At 74.2% G+C, this 22,970-nt stretch carries 24 protein-coding genes; 10 read left to right on the plus strand and 14 right to left on the minus strand.

The annotated features are described in order from the left end of the window. The first annotated feature begins 5 nt into the window (after positions 1-5). Positions 6-224 (plus strand): hypothetical protein, encoded by a 219-nt coding sequence (locus ABZ934_RS19710; RefSeq protein ID WP_361314668.1) that lies wholly within the window; start codon positions 6-8, stop codon positions 222-224. Continuing rightward, complete coding sequence (locus ABZ934_RS19715; protein WP_361314671.1) at positions 221-931, plus strand: hypothetical protein; 711 nt, start codon at positions 221-223, stop codon at positions 929-931. The genes ABZ934_RS19710 and ABZ934_RS19715 overlap by 4 nt, the downstream gene beginning before the upstream one ends. Here the strand turns inward: ABZ934_RS19715 and ABZ934_RS19720 are convergent, their stop codons facing one another. Genes ABZ934_RS19720 through murQ form a run of 3 tightly spaced genes read right to left on the minus strand, consistent with a single transcriptional unit; the run spans position 932 to position 3,883 of the window. Further along, complete coding sequence (locus tag ABZ934_RS19720) at positions 932-1,372, minus strand: GNAT family N-acetyltransferase (RefSeq protein WP_361314851.1); 441 nt, start codon at positions 1,370-1,372, stop codon at positions 932-934. Then, a complete protein-coding gene (locus ABZ934_RS19725; protein WP_361314674.1) occupies positions 1,369-2,904 on the minus strand; it encodes a PTS transporter subunit EIIC in 1,536 nt (511 codons plus the stop codon). The genes ABZ934_RS19720 and ABZ934_RS19725 overlap by 4 nt, the downstream gene beginning before the upstream one ends. Positions 2,905-2,959: 55 nt before the next feature. Beyond that, a complete protein-coding gene (gene murQ / locus ABZ934_RS19730; protein ID WP_361314677.1) occupies positions 2,960-3,883 on the minus strand; it encodes an N-acetylmuramic acid 6-phosphate etherase in 924 nt (307 codons plus the stop codon). Positions 3,884-4,120: 237 nt separating this feature from the next. On the opposite strand from murQ, the gene ABZ934_RS19735 reads away from it, so the two are divergent. Next, the gene (locus tag ABZ934_RS19735) at positions 4,121-4,495 is read left to right on the plus strand and encodes a hypothetical protein (RefSeq protein WP_361314680.1); all 375 of its coding nucleotides are present in this window, start codon (positions 4,121-4,123) and stop codon (positions 4,493-4,495) included. Between the two features lie 7 nt (positions 4,496-4,502). After that, positions 4,503-4,769 carry a DUF4031 domain-containing protein gene (locus ABZ934_RS19740; RefSeq protein WP_361314682.1) on the plus strand — a complete coding sequence of 89 codons (267 nt, stop codon included), beginning with the start codon at positions 4,503-4,505 and terminating at the stop codon, positions 4,767-4,769. A gap of 315 nt (positions 4,770-5,084) precedes the next feature. Here the strand turns inward: ABZ934_RS19740 and ABZ934_RS19745 are convergent, their stop codons facing one another. Together ABZ934_RS19745 and ABZ934_RS19750 are read right to left on the minus strand one after the other, a co-directional pair. Continuing rightward, positions 5,085-6,293 (minus strand): Cmx/CmrA family chloramphenicol efflux MFS transporter, encoded by a 1,209-nt coding sequence (locus ABZ934_RS19745; protein ID WP_361314853.1) that lies wholly within the window; start codon positions 6,291-6,293, stop codon positions 5,085-5,087. Positions 6,294-6,374: 81 nt separating this feature from the next. Continuing rightward, a complete protein-coding gene (locus ABZ934_RS19750; protein WP_361314685.1) occupies positions 6,375-7,040 on the minus strand; it encodes a hypothetical protein in 666 nt (221 codons plus the stop codon). 106 nt (positions 7,041-7,146) lie between these two features. Between ABZ934_RS19750 and ABZ934_RS19755 the strand changes: the two genes are divergently transcribed. Then, the gene (locus ABZ934_RS19755) at positions 7,147-7,833 is read left to right on the plus strand and encodes a copper homeostasis protein CutC (protein WP_361314688.1); all 687 of its coding nucleotides are present in this window, start codon (positions 7,147-7,149) and stop codon (positions 7,831-7,833) included. A gap of 132 nt (positions 7,834-7,965) precedes the next feature. Here the strand turns inward: ABZ934_RS19755 and ABZ934_RS19760 are convergent, their stop codons facing one another. Both ABZ934_RS19760 and ABZ934_RS19765 read right to left on the minus strand, forming a co-directional pair. Further along, positions 7,966-8,487 (minus strand): hypothetical protein, encoded by a 522-nt coding sequence (locus tag ABZ934_RS19760; RefSeq protein ID WP_361314690.1) that lies wholly within the window; start codon positions 8,485-8,487, stop codon positions 7,966-7,968. Positions 8,488-8,752: 265 nt separating this feature from the next. Next, positions 8,753-10,780, minus strand: a complete 2,028-nt coding sequence (locus tag ABZ934_RS19765) for an AAA family ATPase (RefSeq protein WP_361314856.1) — start codon at positions 10,778-10,780, stop codon at positions 8,753-8,755. Positions 10,781-11,277: 497 nt separating this feature from the next. On the opposite strand from ABZ934_RS19765, the gene ABZ934_RS19770 reads away from it, so the two are divergent. Next, entirely contained in the window at positions 11,278-11,469 is a 192-nt protein-coding gene (locus ABZ934_RS19770; RefSeq protein ID WP_361314693.1) for a hypothetical protein, read from the plus strand. 170 nt (positions 11,470-11,639) lie between these two features. Next, a complete protein-coding gene (locus ABZ934_RS19775) occupies positions 11,640-12,482 on the plus strand; it encodes a glycosyltransferase family 87 protein (protein ID WP_361314695.1) in 843 nt (280 codons plus the stop codon). Here ABZ934_RS19775 and ABZ934_RS19780 read toward each other — a convergent pair. From ABZ934_RS19780 to ABZ934_RS19790, 3 genes are all read right to left on the minus strand, one after another. Further along, entirely contained in the window at positions 12,448-14,091 is a 1,644-nt protein-coding gene (locus ABZ934_RS19780) for a DNA repair helicase XPB (RefSeq protein WP_361314698.1), read from the minus strand. The two genes, ABZ934_RS19775 and ABZ934_RS19780, sit on opposite strands and share 35 nt — an antisense overlap. Positions 14,092-14,218: 127 nt before the next feature. Then, positions 14,219-14,809 (minus strand): DUF4291 domain-containing protein, encoded by a 591-nt coding sequence (locus ABZ934_RS19785; RefSeq protein ID WP_361314701.1) that lies wholly within the window; start codon positions 14,807-14,809, stop codon positions 14,219-14,221. Between the two features lie 82 nt (positions 14,810-14,891). Then, positions 14,892-17,447, minus strand: a complete 2,556-nt coding sequence (locus ABZ934_RS19790; protein WP_361314704.1) for a helicase C-terminal domain-containing protein — start codon at positions 17,445-17,447, stop codon at positions 14,892-14,894. A 97-nt stretch (positions 17,448-17,544) separates the two neighbouring features. Between ABZ934_RS19790 and ABZ934_RS19795 the strand changes: the two genes are divergently transcribed. Together ABZ934_RS19795 and ABZ934_RS19800 are read left to right on the plus strand one after the other, a co-directional pair. Further along, the gene (locus ABZ934_RS19795) at positions 17,545-18,588 is read left to right on the plus strand and encodes a hypothetical protein (protein WP_361314707.1); all 1,044 of its coding nucleotides are present in this window, start codon (positions 17,545-17,547) and stop codon (positions 18,586-18,588) included. A 545-nt stretch (positions 18,589-19,133) separates the two neighbouring features. Beyond that, positions 19,134-19,787 carry an HAD family hydrolase gene (locus ABZ934_RS19800; protein ID WP_361314709.1) on the plus strand — a complete coding sequence of 218 codons (654 nt, stop codon included), beginning with the start codon at positions 19,134-19,136 and terminating at the stop codon, positions 19,785-19,787. Between the two features lie 2 nt (positions 19,788-19,789). On the opposite strand, the gene ABZ934_RS19805 is transcribed toward ABZ934_RS19800, so the two are convergent. Then, complete coding sequence (locus ABZ934_RS19805) at positions 19,790-20,059, minus strand: hypothetical protein (RefSeq protein ID WP_361314712.1); 270 nt, start codon at positions 20,057-20,059, stop codon at positions 19,790-19,792. Positions 20,060-20,234: 175 nt separating this feature from the next. Between ABZ934_RS19805 and ABZ934_RS19810 the strand changes: the two genes are divergently transcribed. Then, on the plus strand, positions 20,235-20,618 hold the full coding sequence (locus tag ABZ934_RS19810; RefSeq protein WP_030961842.1) for a cold-shock protein: 384 nt from the start codon (positions 20,235-20,237) through the stop codon (positions 20,616-20,618). A 77-nt stretch (positions 20,619-20,695) separates the two neighbouring features. Here ABZ934_RS19810 and ABZ934_RS19815 read toward each other — a convergent pair whose 3' ends face one another. From ABZ934_RS19815 to ABZ934_RS19825, 3 genes are read right to left on the minus strand one after another with little or no spacing between them, the layout of a single operon-like run. Then, on the minus strand, positions 20,696-21,583 hold the full coding sequence (locus ABZ934_RS19815; RefSeq protein ID WP_361314715.1) for a 1,4-dihydroxy-6-naphthoate synthase: 888 nt from the start codon (positions 21,581-21,583) through the stop codon (positions 20,696-20,698). Beyond that, positions 21,564-22,295, minus strand: coding sequence for a futalosine hydrolase (locus ABZ934_RS19820; protein ID WP_361314718.1), 732 nt, complete (start codon positions 22,293-22,295; stop codon positions 21,564-21,566). Before ABZ934_RS19820 ends, ABZ934_RS19815 begins: the two co-directional genes overlap by 20 nt. 7 nt (positions 22,296-22,302) lie before the next feature. Continuing rightward, positions 22,303-22,800, minus strand: coding sequence for a DUF2771 domain-containing protein (locus ABZ934_RS19825; protein ID WP_361314720.1), 498 nt, complete (start codon positions 22,798-22,800; stop codon positions 22,303-22,305). Between the last annotated feature and the right edge of the window lie 170 nt (positions 22,801-22,970).

Consider the following 22,970-nt stretch of genomic DNA (forward strand, 5'->3'; position numbering starts at 1 on the left):
GTGTCATGGTGCTCTCGCCCAATGAACGGTTGCTGGCGGCCGAGGAGGCTGTGGGGCAGTTGAAGGAGGCCCTCGGGGACGTGGGCGTGGTGTTTCCCTCGCTGGGCGTGGACGGGGTGTCGGCGGCTGGGACCTACGGGCTTCCGCTGGTCGACCTGGGGCGCTGCAACCTCGACACCGCGCTGCGGCTGGCCGCCGTGCTGCACGAGCGGGCGCATCCGTGACGGGTGACGAGCGCGCGCGCTGTGACGCCGTCTTGAGGGGGCTGGCGGAGGCGGCGCGCGGGTGGGAGTTCGAGCTGGCGTGGAAGCTGTGCTGGCTGGAGAAGGGGATGGTCAGGGCCGGGTGGAAGCGTGTGGGTATGGGTCTGTCGGTGCGGGTCGCGCGGGACGAGCGCAGTGGATTGTGGACCGCCGTCGGGGACGACGGGAAACGGAGAGTCAGCGAAACGGCCGATACGGCGGACGAGGCGACGGCCTTGGTGCAGGAGGCGTTCGGTCTCACGGCGTGGCGTCCGCAGCCGCCTCCGCCGCCCGGCTGGCAGCGGTTCTCGCTGGTCCACAGCCCGGCCGACGAGTTCCCGCCGTTCGATGACCCGCGCTACGACGCCATCAAGGCCCGGCCGCCGGTCGGGTGCGTGGTCGAGGACTTCGGCGGGTGCTTCGGGCTGCGCTGCGAGCGGCCGGGGGCGCGGTTGCTCGACGCGGTGGCCCCGCTGTGCGGGGAGATCCGGGTCCGGCACGGGCTGCAGATGTCGGGTCTCGGGATCGAGCGGCTGTGGGAGTGGTCGCGGGACGGCACGGACGGGTGGGGCGCCGAGATCGTGGGCCAGCTCCTGCTGATGGCGGCCGAGCGCGGGCCGAAGCTCGGGTACTCGGTGGACGACCTGGTGGCCTACCTGCGCACCGCCACCGGGGCGTGCGGGGCGTGATCAGCGGGGGCGGACGTACTCGACCTGGGCGAGGGGGGTTCCGTCGCCGAAGTCGTGGGTGCGTGTGGCGCCGGATTCGGTGAAGCCGGACTTCGTGTAGAAGCGGCGGGAGCGCGGGGTGTCGCGCAGGGTCCGGAGGTGGGCGCCGTCGTACCCGTCGTCGTGCAGACGGTCCAGCGTCGCGGTCATCACGGCGGCGGTAATGCCGGTGCCCCAGGCGTCGGGGTGGGCGAAGAAGGTACGGATCTCCGCGAGGCCCGGCCTGCCGGGGGACGGGACGGTATGGGAGAGCGCCAGATGCCACCGCCGTCGCGGCGTAGTCGGCGTATGGGGAGGAGACGTACATGTGCACAGGCTGCTGGCATATGCGCACCCCGGAGGGCGGCTTGCGTCCCCGTTAGCCCGATCGTGGGACGGAGGGGCGACGGGGACGCCGGTCAGGCCAGTGCCGGTTCCTGCGCCGGTTCGGCGGCGGGGGGAGCGTCCGGGTCCGGGTCGGTGTCCAGGTCGGCCAGCATCTGCGGGGTGAAGCCGAAGAAGTAGGTGGCGGCGAAGCCCACCGCGTAACCGACCGCCAGGCCGCCCGCGTAGACGGCGATGGCCGTGCCCAGCCCGGACGGGCCGGCCAGCAACGGAAACAGGGCCCAGCCGGAGGGGCCGATGGCCGTCGAGCCGAAGCCCGCGCCCAGTTGGTTGAAGAGGCCGACGAACGCGCCGCCCGCCGCCCCGCCGACGCAGGCGGTGACGAAGGGGCGGCCCAGCGGCAGGGAGACCCCGTAGATCAGTGGCTCCCCGACGCCCAGGAAACCGGCCGGGAGCGCGGACTTGATGGTGGTGCGCAAGGAACGGTTGCGCGGGAGACGGAAGTAGACGGCGATGGCCGCGCCGACCTGGCCCGCGCCCGCCATGGCGAGGATCGGCAGCAGCACGGTGTAGCCGGAGTGCTCGATGAGGGTGGTGTGGATCGGGATCAGAGCCTGGTGCAGGCCGAGCATGACCAGCGGCAGGAAGAGTCCGCCCAGCACCAGCCCGGCGAACGCGCCGCCGGTGGCCAGAAGCCGGTCGGCGAACCAGCCGATGTCCTCGGCGACTTCGCCGGCGACGTACATCAGGCCGAAGAGGGTGACCAGGCCGGGGAGGAGGACGGTGAGGGTGGGCGTGACCAGGTTGTCCACGGCCTGCGGGACCCAGGTGCGGCACCACTTCTCCACGTATACGGCGAGCAGCGCGGCGGCGAGCGCGCCGAGCACGCCGCCTTGGCCGGGGGCGAGGTGGTGGCCGAACGCCTCGATCTTCGCGACGCCCGGGAAGACGATGATCGCGGCGACGGCGCCGCCGAGAACGGGCGTCCCGCCGAACTCCTTGGCCGTGTTGTAGCCGACGAACACGGCGATCAGGGACATGAAGCCGGACGCGATCGCGGCCAGGGCGGGGACGACGGCGGGCAGCAGGCCGGAGTTGGTGAGCAGGCCGTTCAGCCCGGCGATGATGCCGCAGCCGATGAGGGCCGGGATGAGCGGGACGAAGATGTTCGCGATGCGGCGCAGGACCAGTTTGACGGGGGTGGAGTTGCGCGCCGTACGGGCTTCCTTCAGCGCTGTCCCGCGCGTCCGAAGGGCCTCGGCGGTGGCGTCGGTGCCGGCCTCGGTGTCGGATGTGGCGGACCCGGTGGTGGCCTTGCCGGCCTCGGCGGTGGCCTTGCCGCCGGTGGGGCCTGCTTCGCGCACCAGCGCCTCGAAGGCGGGGGTCACGCGGGCCACGGCGCCCGGGCCGAGCACGATCTGGTAGGTGTCGTCGTCCACGACGCCGAGGACCGCCGGGAGGGCCTTGAGCGCCTCGTCCCGGACGAGGGAGCGGTCGCGCAGGCCGATGCGCAGCCGGGTCATGCAGTGCGCGATCGAGGTGACGTTGTCCGGGCCGCCGACCAGGGGGAGGATCGCGGCGGCGGTGGCGCGGTGCGTGTCGGGGGACATCGTGGTGGTTCGCCTCGCTGCTGGTCGGTGGGGCGCGGTGGGGCGCGGGGGGCGGTCAGCGGGCCCGGGTGAGGGCCTCGCGCAGGTGGCCGTCGGCTTCGGTGAGGAGCGCGGCGGCGGTGGGGGCGTCGACTCCGCCGAGGATGACGAGGACGGCGTTCTTGACCTCGCCGTCGGTGGCGGCGAGCGCGGCCTCGATCTCTTCGTCGGGGGCGCCGGTGGCGAGGGCGACGATGCGGCGGGAACGGGCCCGCAGCTTCTCGTTGGTGGCGCGGACGTCGACCATCAGGTTCCCGTACGTCTTGCCGAGCCGGATCATGGTGACGGTCGAGATGAGGTTCAGGACGAGCTTTTGCGCGGTGCCGGCCTTCAACCGGGTGGAGCCGGTGAGGAATTCGGGCCCGACGACGACCTCGATGCCGTGTTCGGCGGCGGTGGCGAGGGCGGAGCCGGCGTTGCAGGACAGCCCGACGGTGAGCGCGCCGCGCGTACGGGCGAACTCGACGGCGCCGATCGCGTACGGGGTGCGGCCGGAGGCGGAGACGCCGATGACGGTGTCGGTGGCGGTGAGGTCGAGCGCGGTGAGGTCGTCGACGGCGAGGTCGGCGGAGTCCTCGGCGCCCTCGACCGCCTTGACCATGGCGGTGGGGCCGCCCGCGATCAGGCCGACGACCTGGTGGGGGTCGGTGTTGAAGGTCGGCGGGCATTCGCTGGCGTCGAGTACCCCCATGCGGCCGGCGGTGCCGGCGCCGGCGTAGAGGAGCCGGCCGCCGCGGGCCATGCGGGCGGCGATCGCGTCGACGGCCGTGGCGATCTGTGGGAGCCGGGCGGCGACGGCGGCCGGGACGGTGGCGTCCTCGGCGTTCATGAGGCGGACGATGTCGAGGGTGGGCAGCCGGTCGATCTCGGCGAGGTCGGGACGGAAGGCTTCGGTGGTGAGGGCGTCGAGCTGGGCACGCAGTTCCGCGTGGGCGGTCATGGGCGGGTCCTCGCGCTGGGGGCGTGGTCGTCGCGTCGTGGGGTGGTCGGGTCGTGGGTTCGTCGGGTTGTGGGTTCGTCGCGGCGTGGCCTCGTGGGTTGGCGGCTGAGGTCGGCACCGTAATTTCGTCCGGGGTGGGGGTCAAGGCGCCATGCCCGGGCGGGCGCCGGTCGGGGAATCGGGCCTCGGCCCAGGCTGTCTTGCTCGTACTCGCCCGTACGGGGTCACAATGGGCCCATGGACCACGCGACCCCCATTGAGCAGGCACTCCATGCCGCCCGTGCCCTTGTACTCGCCGATCTCGTCGCGGGCGAGGTCGCCGAGGCCGATGTCGTGTCCCTCGTCGAGGACGCGGTCACGCACCGCCGGTGGTGGGTGGAGCAGTGGCCGGAGGGGGTCGGCTACCTCGCGGGACTCGTCGCGCAGGACGTTCAGGACGCGCTGCTGGAGAAGTACGGGCGGTGGCCGCTGTGTCCGGTGTGCGCGCACGGCGAACCACACGCGCTGGACGTGGAGCCGGAGCTCGGGCCGGACCCGCACTGGGTGTGCTCGGAGGCGGGCGTGCGGGTGGCGGTGGTCGGCGGCCTCGGCCCGGTCTTCGGCCGGCGGTGAGCGGCGGGTGACGGTGTACATAGACCCGCCGACCTGGCCGGGGCACGGCCGGATGTGGTCGCACCTGGTCAGCGATGTCTCGTACGAGGAACTGCACGCCTTCGCGGCGTCGATCGGCTGCCCGCCGCGGGCGTTCGAGCGGGACCACTACGACGTGCCGTCGTACCGGTACGCGGACGCGGTGGCGGCGGGGGCGGTGGAGATCGGCAGCAAGGAACTCGTCCGCCGCCTCACCGAGGCGGGGCTGCGGCGCCCCAAGGGGCGTACGGCCTGAGCGGTGCGGTGCCCTGCGGGGCCTGGCCACTGTCGTCCCGGCCGCCCGTCGTGCGCCCGCGGGGGCTGCCCGGCCGACCCCACCTGGGCTGCGCCCAGGCACCGCGGGTGGGGCTGGGGTACCTGGCTCCGGTCGGGCCCCGGGCCTCATGCGCCGGTGGGGCTGAGAGGCACGTGCTGCGCCCAGGCCCGCGCCGCAAAGGCTGGGAGTCCCGACCCGCGGCGCAACCACGCCGGCGATGAGGCGCGGGGGGCGGGGCGGAGCCCTGCGAGGGGCCGGCGGGTGGTTCCGGGCTGCTGAGCCGCGTACGGCCGGCTACCGTCCGGCCAGGGCGTCCTCGGTGGCGGGGGAGGCGGAGGCGGCCACCACGCGGGAACGGGCGGGGCGGTCGAGGCGGAGGGCCAGGGCCGTCAGGGCGAGGGCCGGGACCGTCATCGCGGCGCCCGCCCAGGCGGTGGCGGCGAAGCCGAAGTCGGCGTCGATGACGGTGCCGCCGAGCCACGGGCCGCCGGTGTTGCCGAGGTTGAACGCGGCCGTGGTCGTGGCACCCGCCAGGGTGGGGGCGGCGCCGGCGACGTTGAACAGCCGGGCGTTCAGCGCGGGGGCGGTGAAGAAGGCGGAGACGCCGATCAGGAACGACAGGGCGACCGCCGCCACGGCGAAGGAGGCCAGGAGGGCCAGCGCGACGAGGAACACCGTCGAGGCGGCGATGCCCCACAGCAGCACCCCGAACAGGTGCGCGTCCGCGACCCGCCCGCCGACGGTCGTACCGACCAGCGCGCCGACCCCGAACAGGCCCAGGACCCACGGCACCCAGCCGGCGTCCAGGCCGGCCACGTCCGTGAGCAGCGGCGACAGGTAGCTGAACGAGCAGAAGACGCCGCCGGCGGCGAGCGAGGTGACGCCGACCGACAGCCACACCTGGCGGTCCCGGTAGATCCGCAGCTCACCGCGCAACCGCGGCTTCTCGGCGGGCAGCGGGATGCGCGGGATCAGGGCCAGGATGCCGACGAGGGCGACGGCGGAGGCGGCGCCGACCGCCCAGAACGCCGAGCGCCAGCCGAGCTGCTCGCCGAGGAAGGCCCCGGCGGGCACGCCGAGGACGTTGGCGATCGACAGCCCGCCGATCATGACGGACATCGCTCGGGCCCGCTGGTCCTTGTCGACCATGGCGATGGCGACGGCCGCGCCGACCGCCCAGAACCCGGCGCAGGCGAGCGCGGAGACCACGCGGGAGGCGAAGAGCAGTTCGTACGTGGGGGCGAGCGCGCCCGCGACCTGACCGAGGCCGAAGAGGGAGATGAGGCCCACGAGGGTGGTACGGCGCGGTAGTCGCAGGGTGGCGACGGCCAGCAGTGGTGCCCCGACCACCATGCCGATCGCGAAGGCGGATATCAGCAGGCCGGCCTGCGGGATGGTGACGCCCATGTCGTCGGCGATGGGTGGCAGGAGCCCGGACAGCATGAATTCGCTGGTGCCGAGCGCGAAGACGGACAGGCCGAGGATGTAGACGGCGACGGGCATGCGGGAGCGTGCGGAGGCTGCGGGCATGTTCCGTACAAACCAGCCGGAACGGTGGCGCATTCCCGCGCCCCGCTGCGTCCGTCAGGTCCGTCCGTCAGGTCCGTCCGTCAAGGTGGCGAGCTCGGCGGCCAGGTTGCGGCGGGCCGGCGCCTCCCAGTGGGTGCTGCCGTGAGGGGTGCGGAAGAGTCGGGGCAGGTCGAGCAACTGGCGTAGAACGGCGGCGCGGCCGGCGCGGAAGGCGTCGTCGGGGACGAAGCCGTACTCGGCGCGGACGGCGGCGACGTAGGCGGCGTACGCGTCGGGGGCGCCGGCGAGGACGGCGAGGTCGGCGTCGCAGAGCACCTCGCCGTTGGTGTCGCCGGGGGCGGGGTCGTGGGTGACGGTGAGGCGGACCAGACGGGCCACCTCGGCGGTGCGGGCGGCGTCGATGCCCAGCTCGGGCAGGGCGCGCTCGGCGAGGGCGGCGCTGCGCTCCTCGTTCTCCGACCGGTCGGGACGGTAGACGGCGTCGTGGAACCAGGCCGCGAGCTCGACGGCGGCGGGGTCCTGCGCGTGCGGGGCGAGTACGTCGATCCGCGCGAGTACGTCGGCCAGGTGCGCGGTGGTGTGGTAGCGGCGCTGTGGCTCCGCCCAGGCGGCGAGGAGGCGGTCGGCGTGGGGCGCGGGGTCGAGGGCGGGGTCGGCGCCTGCGCCGGTGGTGGTGGCGCGCCAGCGGTCGCGGAGGTCGGTGGTCCGGTCGGAGGTCATGCGGACATTGTGGGGGTGGCGTGTTTGTGTTGGTGGTGCACGGGCGTGGACCCGTACCCTGGATATTGGACTAGACCTATTTTCGGTATCCGAAGGATGGCATCGAATGAGCAACCAAGCGCTGCTGGAGGTGATCGCCCTCGACGCACGGGACGCGGTCGCGGCCCGGGCCGGCGGGGCGGACCGGCTGGAGCTGGTCACCGACATGGCCGCCGACGGGCTCACCCCGGCGCGCGAGACCTTCGCGGCGATCCGGGCCGCGGTCGACATCCCGCTGCGCGTGATGCTCCGCCGGACGGACGGGTTCGCCGCCGGCCCCGTCGACCTCCTCGTCGCGCAGGCGCGGGCGCTGCGGGCGGAGGGGGCGCAGGAGTTCGTCCTCGGGTTCCTGAACCCGGACGGCAGTCCCGATCTGGCCGCGGTGGAAGCGGTCGTGGCGGAGCTGGACGGCTGCCCGTGGACCTTCCACCGGGCGCTGGACCGCGCGGCCGACCGCGACCAGGCACGCAAGGCCCTGGCCGAGCTGCCGGGGCTCGACACCTACCTGACGGCCGGGTCTGCCGCGGGTGTGGACGCGGGGCTGGCGGTTCTGGCGGCGGAGGCGGCCCGACAGGGCGAACCGGGGTACGGGGCGCGCATCCTGGTCGGCGGCGGGCTGACGCTGCACCACCTCCCGGCGCTGCGGGAAGCGGGCATCGACGCCTTCCACATCGGCGGCGCCGCCCGGCCGTCGGGATGGGGTGCCCCGGTGTCGGCGGCGGCCGTCGCCGAGTGGCGCTCCGCCCTCGGCTGAGCGGGCGCCCGTACGTGGAGGGGCTTCGGCCCTCCACGTACGGACGCGCGCCGGATGCGGTCGTACGTCCCGCACCGGGGTTGACGGTTCGTCAACCCCGGTCGCGGGGCGACGCGGAGGGGCCGGTCGGCGTCAACCCGCGCAGAACTTGCTTTCCAGTGCGGCCTTCGCGCCCGCGTTGAAGCCCTTCTCGAAGTTCGGGTCGAGCTGGTTGAAGCCCTGCGGAGGGGCCGCCGCCTTGCAGTTGGCCTTGGTCTCGTCGAAGCCCTTCTTGAAGCCCGCGGAGTACTGGGCGCGGGCGTCTTGCTGTTCGGCTTCCTTGACCGTGCCGCACGTGATCTTCTTGCCGCCCTGCTCGGCGGTGACGGCGCCGACCGGAATGAAGCCGCCGGTGGAGGCCACACCGCTGTCGTTGGCCTGGGTGCTGGAGATGAATCGGTGGTTGCTGGTGCCACCCGTGAAGGTCACCTCGACTCCTGGCTGACCACCGGTGAGGGTGACGTCGTACTTGCCCGCGGTGGCACTCTGCTTCACGCTGCACGACAAGGAGGGCGCCGCGGCCTGCGCGGAGCCCGCCAGGAGCGACACCGACCCGAAGGTCAGTGCGGACACGGCCAGCGGCGCCATTACGGCCAGTCGTATACGTCGGTTCACTGTTCGTCCTTCCCTCGGAAACAACACGGCCGAGCGGGGACCACGCGACAACCGAGCGAGGATCACGCGGGGATCACGCGGGGACACACGGGGACACGCGGGGGAGCGTGCCGGGCTCGGTGGGGAACAGGGGCCCGCGGGCCCCCCGGAGCGGTGGCCGGGCATGGGCCCCGCGCCTCGTGGGCCCCGCCCGCCGGGGCGGGCCGGGGGCACCTGCACGAGGTGATTCCATCGTCCGGCCGTCCCCGCCCCGTGTCCACCGGAGTTACGGGTGAGCCGACATCTGGTCCGGTGACCGGTCCGGTGACCGGTCCGGTGCCAGGGCCTCCGGGAGGGGCGCCGCGTGCAGGACGTGGAGGCCCGAGACGGCTCGGGTGAGGCAGACGTAGAGGCGGCGCAGGCCCGTGCGCTCGTCCGGCTCGCCCGAGACGACCGCCGCCGGCTCGTCCAGCACGACGTAGTCGTACTCCAGGCCCTTCGCCAGTGAGGCCGGCACCAGCGTCAGCCGGGCCAGCTCCGTGGTCTCCTCGCCCGGGGCCAGGTACGGCAGCCCCGCCGCCTCCAACGCCTCCGCCAGTTCCGGAACGCGGGCGTCGGCCGCGATCAGGCCGATCGAGCCCTCGTACCGCAGGGACTCACGGCACGCCGTGACCACGGCGGCCGTCAGCTCAGCCGCCGCGACCGCCGAGACGACCAGCGAGCCCGGTGTCTCGCGGACCGAGGACACCGCCGCCAGCCCCGGGGAGATCGCCGGCAGCAGCCGGGACGCGTACGCGATCACCTCGCGCGGCACGCGGAAGCCGGCCGTCAGCTCCTCCAACACCGCTTCCGGCTTGCCCAGGTGCGTCAACGCCTCGTCCCAACTGCGCGTCGCCCACGGGGTGGTGCCCTGTGCGAGGTCGCCCAGCACGGTCGCCGAACCCGTCGTGCAGCGCCGCCCCACCGCCCGGTACTGCATCGGCGAGAGGTCCTGCGCCTCGTCGAGCACCACGTGGCCCAGCGAGTGCGTGCGCTCCACCAGGTCCTGCGCCTCGTCGATCAACACCAGGTCGGCGGCCGTCCACTTCGCCGACTTCACGCTGCGGAACGGCTTCGGCCACAGCAGCAATTTCTGCTCGTCGTCCGTCAGGATCCCGTTCGCGTGGGTGGCGAGGAACTCCGGCTCCGAGAGCAGCCGCAGCACCAGCTTCGCCGGCTCCACCGGCGGCCAGATCTCCCGTACCGCCACCTTGACCGCGGGGTTGCGGGCCACCGCGTCCTGCACGCGGTCGTCGGGCGCCTCGCCCGCCTGCTCCATGCGGACGAGGACGGTGTGCGCGATCCGCTGCGGCAGCGCGTCGCGGGCGGCGCCGTAGCGGATGTCCCGGGCGAGGAGCTCCGAGACGATCTCCTCCAGCTCGTACGCGGCGACCCGCCAGCGGCGCGACCCGCGCACCACCATCAACGGCTCGACCGGCGCGCTGACGTGCGAGCGGACGGCGCGGCGCAGCACCTCGGCCATCCGGGCGTCGCCCTTGACCACGGCGGTTTCGGCGGCGTCCGTGGCGCGTACCTCCAGACCCTCGCGGGCGACGAGGTCGTCGACGGTGGCCTGCTTGACCTCCAACTCGCCCAGGGCCGGCAGGACCTGCTCGATGTAGTGGAGGAAGGAACGGTTCGGCCCGATCACGAGGGTGCCGGTGCGGGCGAGGCGCTCGCGGTGCGCGTACAGCAGGTACGCGACGCGGTGCAGGCCGACGGCCGTCTTCCCGGTGCCGGGGCCGCCCTGGACGCAGACCGAGCCGGACAGGCCGGAGCGGACGATCTCGTCCTGCTCGGGCTGGATCGTCGCGACGATGTCACGCATGGGGCCGACGCGCGGGCGTTCGATCTCCTGCTGGAGGAGCTTGCTGACGACGGCGCTCTCGGTGGGGTCGCCGAGGTGTTCGTCCTCGTACGCGGTGAGCTCGCCGCCGGTGTAGCCGAAGCGGCGGCGCAGGGCGACGTCCTGCGGGTCGGCCTTGGAGGCGCGGTAGAAGGGCTGGGAGACGGGGGCGCGCCAGTCGATGACCATGGGGTCGCCGTCGGCGTCGTGGACGTGGCGGCGGCCGATGTAGAACTGTTCCCCTCCTGCGCCTTCGGCGAGGTCGACACCCGGCGCGTGCAGGTAGTCCAGGCGGCCGAAGAAGAGGGGGGTGTGGGCGAGGTCGGCGAGGGCCTTGATGCGGTCGTCGATCTGGCCTTGGAGGACCACCGCGTTGACCCAGTTCGCGGTGACGTCGCGGATGTCGAGGGACTCGACGTCTTCGCGCATCGTGCGGAGCGCGGCGCGGGAGGCGGTGAGGTGGGCCTGCTCGCGGGCGAGGGGGTGGGCCGCGTCGGTGTCGGGGCCGGTGCCGGGGACCGCGGCGGGGGCTGTGGCGGAGGTCGCGGCGGTGGCTTCGGCTCGGGTGGGGCCGGCGGGCTCGGGGGCGTGCGCGGGCACGGAATGCCTCCAACGGCTGGTCTGCGGGAGCCCGCTCCGGGGGAGCGGTGCGGTACGGACACGTGCCCGCCGGTACCGGCCGGCGGGCGCTCTCCCGATGGGGCGGAGGGAGGCGGCAAGAGCGGCGAGTGTAGCCGGCGGCCGGCCGGCGCGCGAATGGATTACGGACCCGCCGCCCGGTACCCCGTGTGGGTGTCATACGGGGGAGTGTCAGACCTGAGGCAGGGCCTTAGGGGCCGCTATGCGCCCGGAGGAGGAGACGGGACGCCCCGCGATTCCATCCACAGGGCGATGTGACATCCCCGGAGAAAACGCACCATGGGTACATGAGCACCGCAACCCTCACCCCTATCCAGGGCGGCCGCCCTAGCGGCGCCACCGCCACCGCCACCTCCGACCACCGTCCCCGCCACCTCGCCGGCAGCGTCCTGCGCGCCGCGAAGGTCTTCGCCGCGGCCGCCGTGAGCGTGGTCGTCTTGGGGGAGTTCTCCGAGGAGACGGGCCTCATACGCCGCTGACCAGGGCATGACCCGGACGCGCACGCGCCTCCGGCCGCGCCTTCGGCCGCGCGTACGGGCGCGCCCCAGTCGTGTACCGGCGTGCTCCGGCGGGTCGCCGTGGTCGGCGCGCGCGGCGAGCCGGCGCGATCCCGGCGGTGGGGGGTCACTGATCCACTAGGGTCACGCGCGTGACCCCGAGCCCCGAGCCCCGCCGCTCGCCGTCGCCCCTGTACCGCCTGCTGATCACCGGCTCGCTGCTCGCGCTGGGGGTGCTCTGCCTCGCCCCGCGCGTCCCGATGGCCGACGCCCTGGTGCACGGCTTCTCCGCTGCCGAGTGGCGCCCGCCCACCGCCTATCCGCCGTTCGCCGCGATCCTGTTCACGCCGGCCGCCTGGCTGCCGGCCGGGGTGCTCAAGGCCGTGCTCGTCCTGGGGAGCGCGGGCCTGCTCGCCCTGCTGATCCTGTCGTCCTGCCGGCTCGCGGGACTGCGGGCCCGGCCCGGGCACGTCCTGGCGGCCACCGTCGCCGGGCTGTGGTTGGAGCCGCTGTTCCAGAGCCCGCTGCCCGGCCAGATCAACCTGGCCTTGGCCTGCGTCGCCGTGTGGGACCTGGGCCGGCCGCACGCGGCGCTCGGCAAGGGTTTCGCGCTGGGCACCGCCGCCGGGATCACCCTGACCCCGGCGATCCTCATCCCGTACCTGCTGCTGACGGGCCGGATCCGGACCGGCCTGACAGCACTGGGCGCCTTCGTCGGCACCGGCCTGCTGGGCCTGCTCGTCCTCCCGCAGGCATCCGCCGACTACTGGACCCGCCACCTCGCCTCCGGTGGCCGGGCCCTGCTGCCGGAGCTGCCGCACCTGTGGGTCTGGTGCGTGCCGCTGCTGGCGTTCCTGACGCGCGCTGTCGGCCGCCGTCGGGAGCCGGCCGCGCGGGTGCCCTCGCCGAGACCCGTCGCGGAAGGGGACGGCCGCGCGGGGGCTGCCCGCCGGGGTGGGGTCAGTCGCTCGCCAGGAGCTCGTCGGCGTCCATGATCCGGTAGGCGTAGCCCTGCTCCGCCAGGAAGCGCTGGCGGTGCGCGGCGAAGTCCTGGTCGATCGTGTCGCGCGCGACGACCGAGTAGAACCGCGCCTCGTGCCCGTCCGCCTTCGGGCGCAGGACACGACCGAGACGCTGGGCCTCCTCCTGGCGCGAGCCGAAGGTGCCGGACACCTGGATCGCGACGGTGGCCTCCGGCAGGTCGATGGAGAAGTTCGCGACCTTCGAGACGACCAGCACGCTGATCTCGCCCTCCCTGAAGGCGTTGAAGAGCTTCTCCCGCTGCGCGTTGGAGGTCTCGCCCTTGATGACGGGCGCGTCGAGGTGCTCGCCCAGCTCGTCGAGCTGGTCGATGTACTGCCCGATGACCAGGGTCTGCTCGCCCTGGTGCTTGCGCACCAGCGCCTCGGTGACCTTCCGCTTCGTCGCGGTCGTCGCGCAGTAGCGGTACTTCTCCTCCGTCTCGGCGGTCGCGTACGCGAGCCGCTCCGAGTCGGTGAGGTTCACCCGGACCTCGACACAGTCCGCCGGCGCGATGTAACCCTGCGCCTCGATCTCCTTCCACGGTGCGTCGAACCGCTTGGGACCGATCAGGGAGAACACGTCCGACTCGCGGCCGTCCTCGCGGACCAGGGTCGCGGTCAGGCCCAGCCGTCGCCGGGCCTGGAGGTCGGCGGTGAACTTGAAGACGGGCGCGGGCAGCAGGTGCACCTCGTCGTAGAGGATCAGGCCCCAGTCGCGGGAGTCGAACAGCTCCAGGTGCGGGTAGACGCCCTTCCGCTTGGTCGTCAGGACCTGGTAGGTGGCGATGGTGACGGGACGGATCTCTTTGCGGGTGCCGGAGTACTCGCCGATCTCCTCCTCCGTCAGCGAGGTCCGCTTGACCAGTTCGTGCTTCCACTGCCGGGCCGAGACGGTGTTCGTGACGAGGATCAGCGTGGTCGCCTTGGCCATCGCCATGGCACCCGCGCCGACCAGCGTCTTGCCGGCGCCACAGGGCAGCACGACGACACCGGAGCCGCCGTGCCAGAACCCCTCGACGGCCTGCTGCTGGTACGGCCGCAGCGCCCAGCCGTCCTCGACCAGGTCGATGGCGTGCGCCTCGCCGTCGACGTACCCGGCGAGGTCCTCGGCCGGCCAGCCGAGCTTGAGCAGGGTCTGCTTGATCTGGCCGCGCTCGGAGGGGTGCACGGCCACGGTGTCCGGGTCGAGCCGGGCCCCGACCAGCGGAATGATCCGCTTGGACCGCAGGATCTCCTCCAGCACCGGCCGGTCGGTGCTGGTCAGCACCAGTCCGTGGACGGGGTGCTTGGACAGGGTCAGCCGCCCGTACCGGGCCATGGTCTCGGCGACGTCGACCAGCAGCGCGTGCGGCACGGGGTAGCGCGAGAACTCGACGAGCGCGTCGACGACCTGCTCGGCGTCGTGTCCGGCGGCGCGTGCGTTCCACAGGCCCAGCGGGGTGATCCGATAGGTGTGGATGTGCTCGGGGGCGCGCTCCAGCTCGGCGAAGGGGGCGATGGCGCGGCGCGCGGCTCCGGCCAGCTCGTGGTCGACCTCCAGGAGGAGGGTTTTGTCGCTCTGGACGATGAGAGGCCCGTTCACACGCGTCCCTTTCCTGCGGGGGGTGGGCCGCCCGGACGCGGACGGCCAAACCTCCAGTCTGCCGCATCGCCGCGCGGTCGGGGCGGTTCCCGGGCCGGCGGGGGCACCGGGAGCCGGACGACACGGCCTACGCCCCCAGGTGGGGCAGGGGGCCGGTCGGGTACGGGGGCTCCGGCGGGAGCAGGGCGCGCGCCGCGTCGGTCCGGCCGGAGCGGACCAGGTCGTGGATATCCCGCGCGAGCGGGGTGACGTCGCGGATGGAGACCGTCCAGGCGTCGGCGTAGGCACGGGACGCCGGGCCCGACAGCCCCAGCTGGAGCGAGCGGTACGGCAACGGGTTCAGGTGCAGGTCGCGCTCCGGGTCCCACTGCACGCGGGCCGGCGAGCGGGACAGCGCCTCCCGCCACGCCGCGCGGTCGGAGTGGGTGCCGGGTTCGAAGTGGGACAGACAGGCCCCGGCCAGGGCCCCGTCGAAGCCCTCGCGGGTGATCTCGATGGCGAGCACCGTCTCCTGGTCGGCCTTGGTGGCCCAGCCGCAGCGGTACATCATCCACAGGAAGGAGGGCTTGACCCAGGTCATCCGCTCCCGCTTCCAGGCGGCCGGGAAACGACCGTCGCGGGCCGCGGGAACCCCCAGGGCGGGCGCGTATGCCTGGTACACGGTGACGGTGGTGGCGGCATGGGCGGCGCGCACCGCGCGACCGGGCTGTGCGGACATACCCCCAGGGTGCGGCCCGCCCGGCCGGCCGGGCCAACGGTTTTCCACCCGGGTCCGGCCCGGCCGACCACGACAGCGGTGGCTAGACCTGGTCCTCCGCCAGTTCCGCCACGCCCGTGATGCGGTGCAGGGCGAAGGTGCGGACCTCGTCCGCCGTGTGGTCGTAGCCGGTGACGAAGCCGCCTTCCACCCGGACCGGGGCGATGACCCGCTGGCTCGCCGCGCCCTCCGCGTTCACGTACCCGATCCACACCGCCGAGCCGGTCAGCGCCGCCGCCTGCACCGTCGCCAGGGTCTCCGCCGCGCTGGTGCGCGGGAGTCCGCCCGGGGCGGCGCCGCCCGAAGGGGTGGCGGCGGGCTCCTTGCGGACCGCCGTCGCCGCCAGATCGCCCGCGCGGATCGCCCGTACCGCCGCCCCGAGCAGGGTCGCGTCCGGTACCGGCGGGCCGTCCGGGACCGGCGCGGGCGCCGAGCGCGCCGGGGAGCGGTGCGCGTCCGCCCGGGCCACCAGCACGTCCCCGGTACGGGACTCTGCGGCCGGGGCGTAGCCCATCGCCCGCAAGCCGTCGAGCAGGGCCTTCGGCTCGGCCTGCCCGGCCAGCACCGTCGGCGCGAGCCGCCGCAGCCCCAGCCCGGCGGAACGCTTGTCGGCCAGGATCTCGTTCAGCATGCCGTCGTCGTCGCAGCGCAGGTAAGAGGAGGCGGCGCCGACGCGCAGGTGCCCGTGGCGCCGGGCCACGTCGTCGATGAGGTACGAGAGCGGCTGCGGGACGGGGGTACGGCTGTGCTCGGCGAGGAACGCGTGCAGGTCGACGGCGGTGTGCCCGGCGTCCAGGGCCCGGCGCACCGAGCCCGGCGTGAAGCGGTACACCGTCGCGCCGCCCTTGGACTCCACCTCCGCGAGCACCGCCAGGGTGTCCCCGAGTGGTCGCCGCAGCGGGCCCGGGGCCACGGCCGTCAGGTCCGCCTGCAGCAGGACGTGGTCCACCGGCTCCGGGAGCTGCGGGGCGAGCTCCGGCGCCGGGTCACGGCCCTCCAGCAGGGCGCGGCCGAACGCGCTGAGCGCGCCACGGCCGGTGACGCCGAGGACCTCCGCGTCGGTCAGCGTCCACCGCGCGAGGCGGGTGCGCAGGTCGCTCGCGCCGCGCGGCGGGCGCTCCCACGCGAGCCTGGCGAGCAGTGCCTCCGGGTCGGGGGAGGCGCCCTCGGGAAGCTCGGCGAGGAGGCCGAGGACCCGGTGGCGGACCTCGGGTGCGGCGGAGCGGTCCAGCTCGGGGCCGAGCGCCGACAACGTACGCCCCTTGCTGTCCTGTTCGCCGACCAGTCCGGCCGTGCGGGTCGCCGGCAGCCAGGCCCGCGCCAGCGTCGACCAGCGCTCGGCGGGCGGCAGTTCGAGCCATCCGTCGAAGGCGGGGGTGGGCGCGTACCACTCGTCCGCTTCGGCGTCACCGGCCACCAGTCCGGCGGCGTAGGACAGTTCGGCCCAGAACGCCGCCGACTGCTCGGTGGTGTCCAGCGTCGCCGCCGTCCGCTTGAGGTCCCGTACGGACAGACCGCCGGCCCGCAGCACGGGAGGACCGGCGTGCTCCCAGGACTTCACCAGCTCTTCCACGGTCGACAGCGCCGCCAGCGCCTGACCCGCCGCGTTCGCGTCCACAAGCTGTGGACGGTGCTCGCGGTGGACCCGCACGGCCGGCGCGACCGGCTCCGTCACCCGGTGCGCCAGCCCGCCGCGCAGGTACAGGGCGACCTCGCGGGGCAGTACGACGGTGCGCGCCGAGGCGGGTAGCAGCAGGCCCCGGTCGCGCAGCCAGCGCACCGGCGGTGTCGGGTCGGGGGTCACCTCCCCGTACGGCGGTCCCCACACGAGCCGCCCGAGCACCTGGTGCGCCTCCGCCGGAGCCTCGTCCAACAGCGCCGACATCCGCTCGGGGTCGGTGAACAGGGCGTTCAGCGCGGACACGGCGGAGACGGGGTCGTGGGTGGCGGGCAGCCCGGCGGTCGCCACGATCTCCTGGATCCGGGTCGGCGACATCCCGGAGGTGGCTTCGGCGACGGTCGGACCCAGCCCGGTGGGGGAGGGGCGCGTCGGGGACGGCGCGAGCAGTTCCCGGGCGGTGCGGACCAGGCGGATGCGGTCGTCGTCGCCCCACACCAGGGCCTGGTCGCGCAGGGTGCCGAGGGCACCGGGAAGGGCGGCGCGGGCGCCGTTGTCCTCGCCGGTGCTCCCGGTGTCACCGGTCAGCAGCGACTCCAGCACCGGGTAAGGGCAGGGGTCCGGGGCGACGGCGAGGGCCTCCGCCGTCTGGAGGGCGAACCGGTCGAGGCGGTCCAGGGCGCGGACCACGGAGGCGCGGGTCCCGGCGCGGGTGGCGAGCTGGGTGACGTCGCCGGGCACCGGGGTCAGCAGGTCCGGGCGGGCGTGCAGCAGCGCGGCGAGGGCCACGTCGTCGCGGGCGCGGAGCGCCTCGGCGAGGGAGCGCGGGGCGGAGGCCGCGGTGGTGCGGGCGTCCGCGGTGCGGGCCTCGGCGGTGCTTGGCTCCGCGGTGCGGGCCTGGGCGGTGCTTGGCTCCGCGGTGCTTGGGTCGGGCACGGTCGCCTCCTGGTCGCGTCGGCCGGTCCGTCGGCCGGTCCCCATCCGGTCAACGGTATCCGCTGCGGTCTCCGTTGCGCCGCCAGCGGCTCCACGGCGTAGGCGCTACCTTCGGGTCAGGCGGGACGGGAGGAGGCGGGGCGTGGGGATCGAGAGCGACCAGCTGGTCTACGAATACCTGAGCAGGGTCGGGGACTTGGCGCAGCGGCGGCAGCTGTCGTCGGGGGACCGGATGCGGCTGGTGGCGGGGCTGCGGGACGAGATCGACCGGCGGCGCGCCAAGTACGAACCGGAGACCCCGGCGGCGGTGCGGCGCATCCTGGAGCGGATCGGTACGCCGGAGGAGGTGCTGTCCGCGCTGCCCGGCGCCGCGGGGGAGGCGACCGGGGCGGCGGGGGCGGCGGCGACCGTGGTTGCGGCGGTCCCGGAACAGCGGGGCGCCGGCGGCAGTGGTCGCGGTGGCCTGCGCGGGCTGCGCAAGCAGGTGCCGGAGCCGCGGCCGGCGCAGAACGTGCCGCCGCACCTGGCCGGGCTGGACGAGCTGGGCGACGGCGACGGCGGCGAGCCGGACTGGTGGCGGCTCGGGCCGGGCGGGTACGGGGCGGGACCGCAGGTGGAGGGCTTCGCCGGGGGCATCGAGCTGCCGGACCGGTTCGGCGAGGACGAGGACGAGGACGAGGACGGGCCGAAGCCCCCGGCCGTCGCGGAGCCCCCGGTTCCGTCGTCCCGCGTGCGGGTGGTCGTACGGGCCCTGCGGGAGCGGCGCAAGGCGGTGGCGGCGGGCCCGGTGGTGGCGGGTCCGGCGGCGGTCGGTCCGACGGCGGTCGGTGACGTGGTGGTGGCGCCGGTCCGGCCGAAGCCGAACGTGTTCCTGCTCCTGGCGGCGGTGGTGCTGGTCGCCGGGGCGGCGGCGGGGTACTGGCTGGTCCTGGCGGCCGGGTTCCTGCTGGTGTACGTGTCGCGGGTGCTCGGGCCGGCGGAGCGCAAGGCGGTGGTGTTCGGGGTGCCGGGCGCGGTGTTCGCCGGGGCGGTGGTGTGGCTGTGGGGGCGGCACACCGGGCGGTGGGGGGAGGCGTTGGGGGACCAGGAGCTGGGGGCGGTGTTCCAGGCCATGTGGCCGTGGCTGGCGCGGGGGGCGGGGGTGCTGGCCGCGGTGTACGTGGCGTGGCGGGCGCGGCGGGTCTGAGCCCGGTTCGCCCGCGGCCCCGGCGCCGGGCCCTGCGGGGGCTCCGCCTCGCGCCTCACGCGCCTCACGCGCCGGCGGGCTGGGTTGGCCGGGGCCGGCTTGCCCTGCGGGGTCACCGGTGCGGCGCCGGCGAGGCCCCGGCTGCGCCGGGCTTTGCGGGGCTCCGCCCCCCGCCCCGCGCCCCAAGCGCCGGCGAGGCTGGTTTGGCCCCGCGCCTCAAGCGCCGGCAGGGCTGGGTTGGCGTCCCGCGCCTCAAGCGCCGGCGGCTGGGTTTGGCTCCTCGCGCCCCGAGCGCCGGCAGGGCTGGGGTTGGCCGCCCGCGGCTTGGGCGCTCGGCTTCGGGGGAGGGGGGGCGATTTCTGACTTAACGGCCGTAAGTGGGGGTGGGGTTTCCGGTTAGTTCGACAGGGCGTCATGGATCGCTTGAGGCGGCCTATGGCGACAGGGAGTTTTCAGTATGACAAGTCGGCATATTTCGCCCCTCGATCGGTCGGACGCAAGACTGCGTACCCACCGGTCCGGCTCCCCTCGGCACAATGACTGGCATGAGTCCCGAGACGCCCCCCACCGCACCCCCCGTCGCGCCGTTGACGGTCGGTTTCGACCTCGACATGACGCTCATCGACTCCCGACCCGGCATCAGGGCCAACTACCTGGCGCTCTCCGCCGAGACGGGCACCTTCATAGACGCCGACGAGGCCGTCACCCGGCTCGGGCCGCCGCTGGAGGAGGAGATCGCCCGGTGGTTCCCCGAGGAGGAGATCCCGGCGATGGTCGACCGGTACCGGGAGATCTACGCCACCCACGCCATCCACACCACGCCCGCGATGCCCGGCGCCCGTGAGGCGATCAAGGCCGTGCAGGGGCTCGGCGGGCGGGCGATCGTCGTGACCGCGAAGAACGAGCCCAACGCCCGTATGCACCTGGAGCACCTCGGCATCGAGCCCGACGCCGTCATCGGCTGGCTGTGGGCAGAGGCCAAGGCCGAGGCCCTGCGCGAGTACGGCGCGCAGGTCTACGTCGGTGACCACGTCGGCGACGTACGCGGGGCGCGTGCCGCCGGCGCCGTGTCGGTGTCCGTACCGACCGGCCCCTGCGCGGAGCCGGAGCTGCGGGCGGCCGGTGCCGACGTCGTACTGCCGGACCTGACCGCGCTGCCGGATTGGCTGGCGGAGTACGCCCGCACCCGCGAGGTCTGACCTCAGCCGGCGGCCTGGGACGCCCGGGCCACCCTGCGCTGCGCGGACACGGAGCGGACCACGCCGGCCGCCGAGACGGCGAACCCGACGCCCATGAGCATGCACACCGCCCACGCGTACGACGGGAACGGCTCGATGTCGAGGAACAGGGGTGCCATCGTCACGAGCGTGGCGACGGCTCCGACGATGAACAGGATGCCGCCGGCCCTGATCAGTCCGTCGCCCGGCCGGGGCGCGTCGTCGTCGTGATCGGGATGAGGAGTAGCAGTCACCTCACCAGGGTAGTTCCCTGGCCGAAGCGGCAGTGCCGGAAGGACCGGGTAACGACTTGTCACCCGTTTCCGGAGCATTAGCCTGGAGGTGGCGGGTCAGGGGACCCGCTGCACTGCTGTCCGGAGCCGTCACACGGTCCTCCGGACCCGACACGCACAAGAACAGAGGACGGACGTGCCTACCGGCAAGGTCAAGTGGTTCAACAGTGAGAAGGGCTTCGGCTTCCTCTCCCGCGACGACGGCGGCGACGTCTTCGTCCACTCGTCGGTACTCCCCGCCGGGGTGGACGCCCTCAAGCCCGGCCAGCGCGTGGAGTTCGGCGTGGTCGCCGGGCAGCGCGGTGACCAGGCGCTTTCGGTGACGGTGCTGGATCCGGCGCCCTCCGTCGCGGCCGCCCAGCGCCGTAAGCCGGACGAGCTCGCCTCCATCGTGCAGGACCTGACGACCCTGCTGGAGAACATCACTCCGATGCTGGAGCGCGGTCGCTACCCCGACAAGACGCACGGCACGAAGATCGCCGGACTGCTGAGGGCGGTCGCCGACCAGCTCGACGTCTGAGGCGACGCGACGCACGACGTGATGTGACACCGGTGCCCCGCTCCCTCCCGTGGGGGGCGGGGCACCGGCGTCCGCGGCTACGGGAAGCGCAGCGCGTCGGGCGCGATGGCCGGAACCAGACCCTCTGCGGCGGCCCGGGTCAGCAGTCCGCGCACGGCCGCGTACCCGTCGTCGCCGAGATCCACGGTGAACTCGTTGACGTACAGCCCGATGTGCCGGTCGGCGACGGTCGGGTCCAGCTCCTGCGCGTGCGCGCGCACGTACGGGCGGGACGCCTCGGGGTCGTCCCAGGCCATCCGCACCGACGCACGTGCCGAGTCGGCCAGCGCACGCAGCGTGTCCGCCCCCAGCGAGCGCTTGGCGATGATCGCGCCGAGCGGGATGGGCAGGCCCGTGGTGGACTCCCAGTGCTCGCCCATGTCGGCCAGGCAGTGCAGGCCGTAGTCCTGATAGGTGAACCGGGCCTCGTGGATGACCAGTCCGGCGTCCACCCGGCCGTCGCGCACCGCGGGCATGATCTCGTGGAAGGGCAGGACCACGACCTTGCCGACCGGTGCGGGGAGCAAGTCCGCCGTCCACAGCCGGAACAACAGGTAGGCGGTGGAGCGCTCGCTCGGCACGGCGACCGTCTTCCCGGCCAGGTCCACGCCGGGTTCCCGGGTGAGCACGAGGGGACCGCAGCCGCGTCCCAGCGCGCCGCCGCAGGGCAGCAGCGCGTATTCCTCCAGCACCCACGGCAGCACGGCGTAGGACACCTTCAGCACGTCGAGCTCACCGCGCTCGGCCATGCCGTTGGTGAGGTCGATGTCGGCGAAGGTGACGTCGAGGGTGGGCGCGCCGGGGACCCGGCCGTGCGCCCAGGCGTCGAAGACGAAGGTGTCGTTGGGACACGGCGAGTAGGCGATGCGTACCGGCGTGACGCCGGCATCGACACCGACACCGCTGTCAGGGCTGCCGCTGCTCATGGTGTTCTCCCCAGTGGACGAGTACGGGTCCCAGCGCGCGGAAGCCGTCGGCCAGCGCGGCCAGGGCGTCCTCGATCCGCCACGCGTCCCGGTCGCGGGGCCCTACGGGATTGGACACCGCCCGGATCTCCAGGACGGGCAGCCCGTGCGCGGCGGCGGCTTCCGCCACGCCGAAGCCTTCCATGGCCTCGGCGCCGGCGAGCGGGTGGCGGGAGGCGAGCTCGGCGGCGCGGGCGGCGGTGCCGGTGACGGTGGAGACGGTGAGGACGGGTGCGAGCAGCGCGCCGGTCGCCTCGGCGGCCCGGGCGGCGAGCTCGGCGGGCGGCAGGTGCACGCTGCGGCCGAAGCCGAGCGCGTCCACCGGCAGGAACCCCTCGGGTGTGTCGGCCCCGAGGTCGGCGGCCACGAGGGCGTCGGCGACGACGAGGGAGCCGGGTGGGGCGGCGGGCGCGAACCCGCCGCCGATGCCGGCGGAGACGACGAGCGAGTAGTCGGCCAGCGCGAGGGCGGTGGCCGTGGCCGCCGCCACGGCGGCCGGCCCGACGCCGCCGACGAGGACGTCGGCGGCGAGACCGGGCAGGTCCCGGCGGTGGATCGGATAACCCCCGGGCAGCGTGCGCGGCTCCGGGGTGACCGGGTCCGGATGAGGGGTGAGACCGGCGGTCACGGAGTCTGCCTCCGCGGCCACGGCGGTCACGATGAGCGCGCGCACGGTGCGGCTACTTGAGCTTGACCTTGAAGGTCCAGACGGCGAGCGGCTTGCCGCTCGCGTCGACCTGGACGAAGCCCAGCATCTTCGAGGCGGGGGCCTCGCCCTGGCCACCGGTGGCGAAGACGTCGGCGCCCTGGAAGCTGCGGTAGGTGTTCGCGGACGGCTCGGTGATCGGCTGGCCGTCGAGGACCGCCTGCCACTTCTTGTCGTCCTTGACGACGTCGGGGTCGACGCCGAGGCGCAGCGTGTCGCCGCGGCCGTACGCGATGGTCTTGGCGTCCTTGGCGTTGGTGAGGCAGGACTGGACCCGCTCGACCGTGAGCTCCTCGCCGCCGGCGGGGCGGCAGGTGCTCTCGGAGGACACCGTCGAGCCGCCGACGGTCACGGTCGCGAGCGGGGTCGGCTTGGTGGAGCCACAAGCCGACAGGAGGAGGAGGCCGGCGGACACGGCTCCGAGGGCCGCGACGCTGCGGTGGGCCCTACCCGGGAAAAGCGGTGCGGTCATGAGCCGAAGGCTATCGGGCCGGTGGGTCGCGCCACCGCACGGGGGGTGTGCGGGGCGTGGCTCCCCCCCCGGGGGCGGAGGGTGCGGGTGCGGCGCCGCGGCGCGAGCGGCCCCGGCTGCGCCGGACTTTCGGGGCTCGGCCCCGGGCCCCGCGCCTCAATCGCCGGCGG

Origin of the sequence: Streptomyces sp. NPDC046557, from assembly GCF_040645975.1 — a bacterium.
GTDB lineage: Bacteria > Actinomycetota > Actinomycetes > Streptomycetales > Streptomycetaceae > Streptomyces.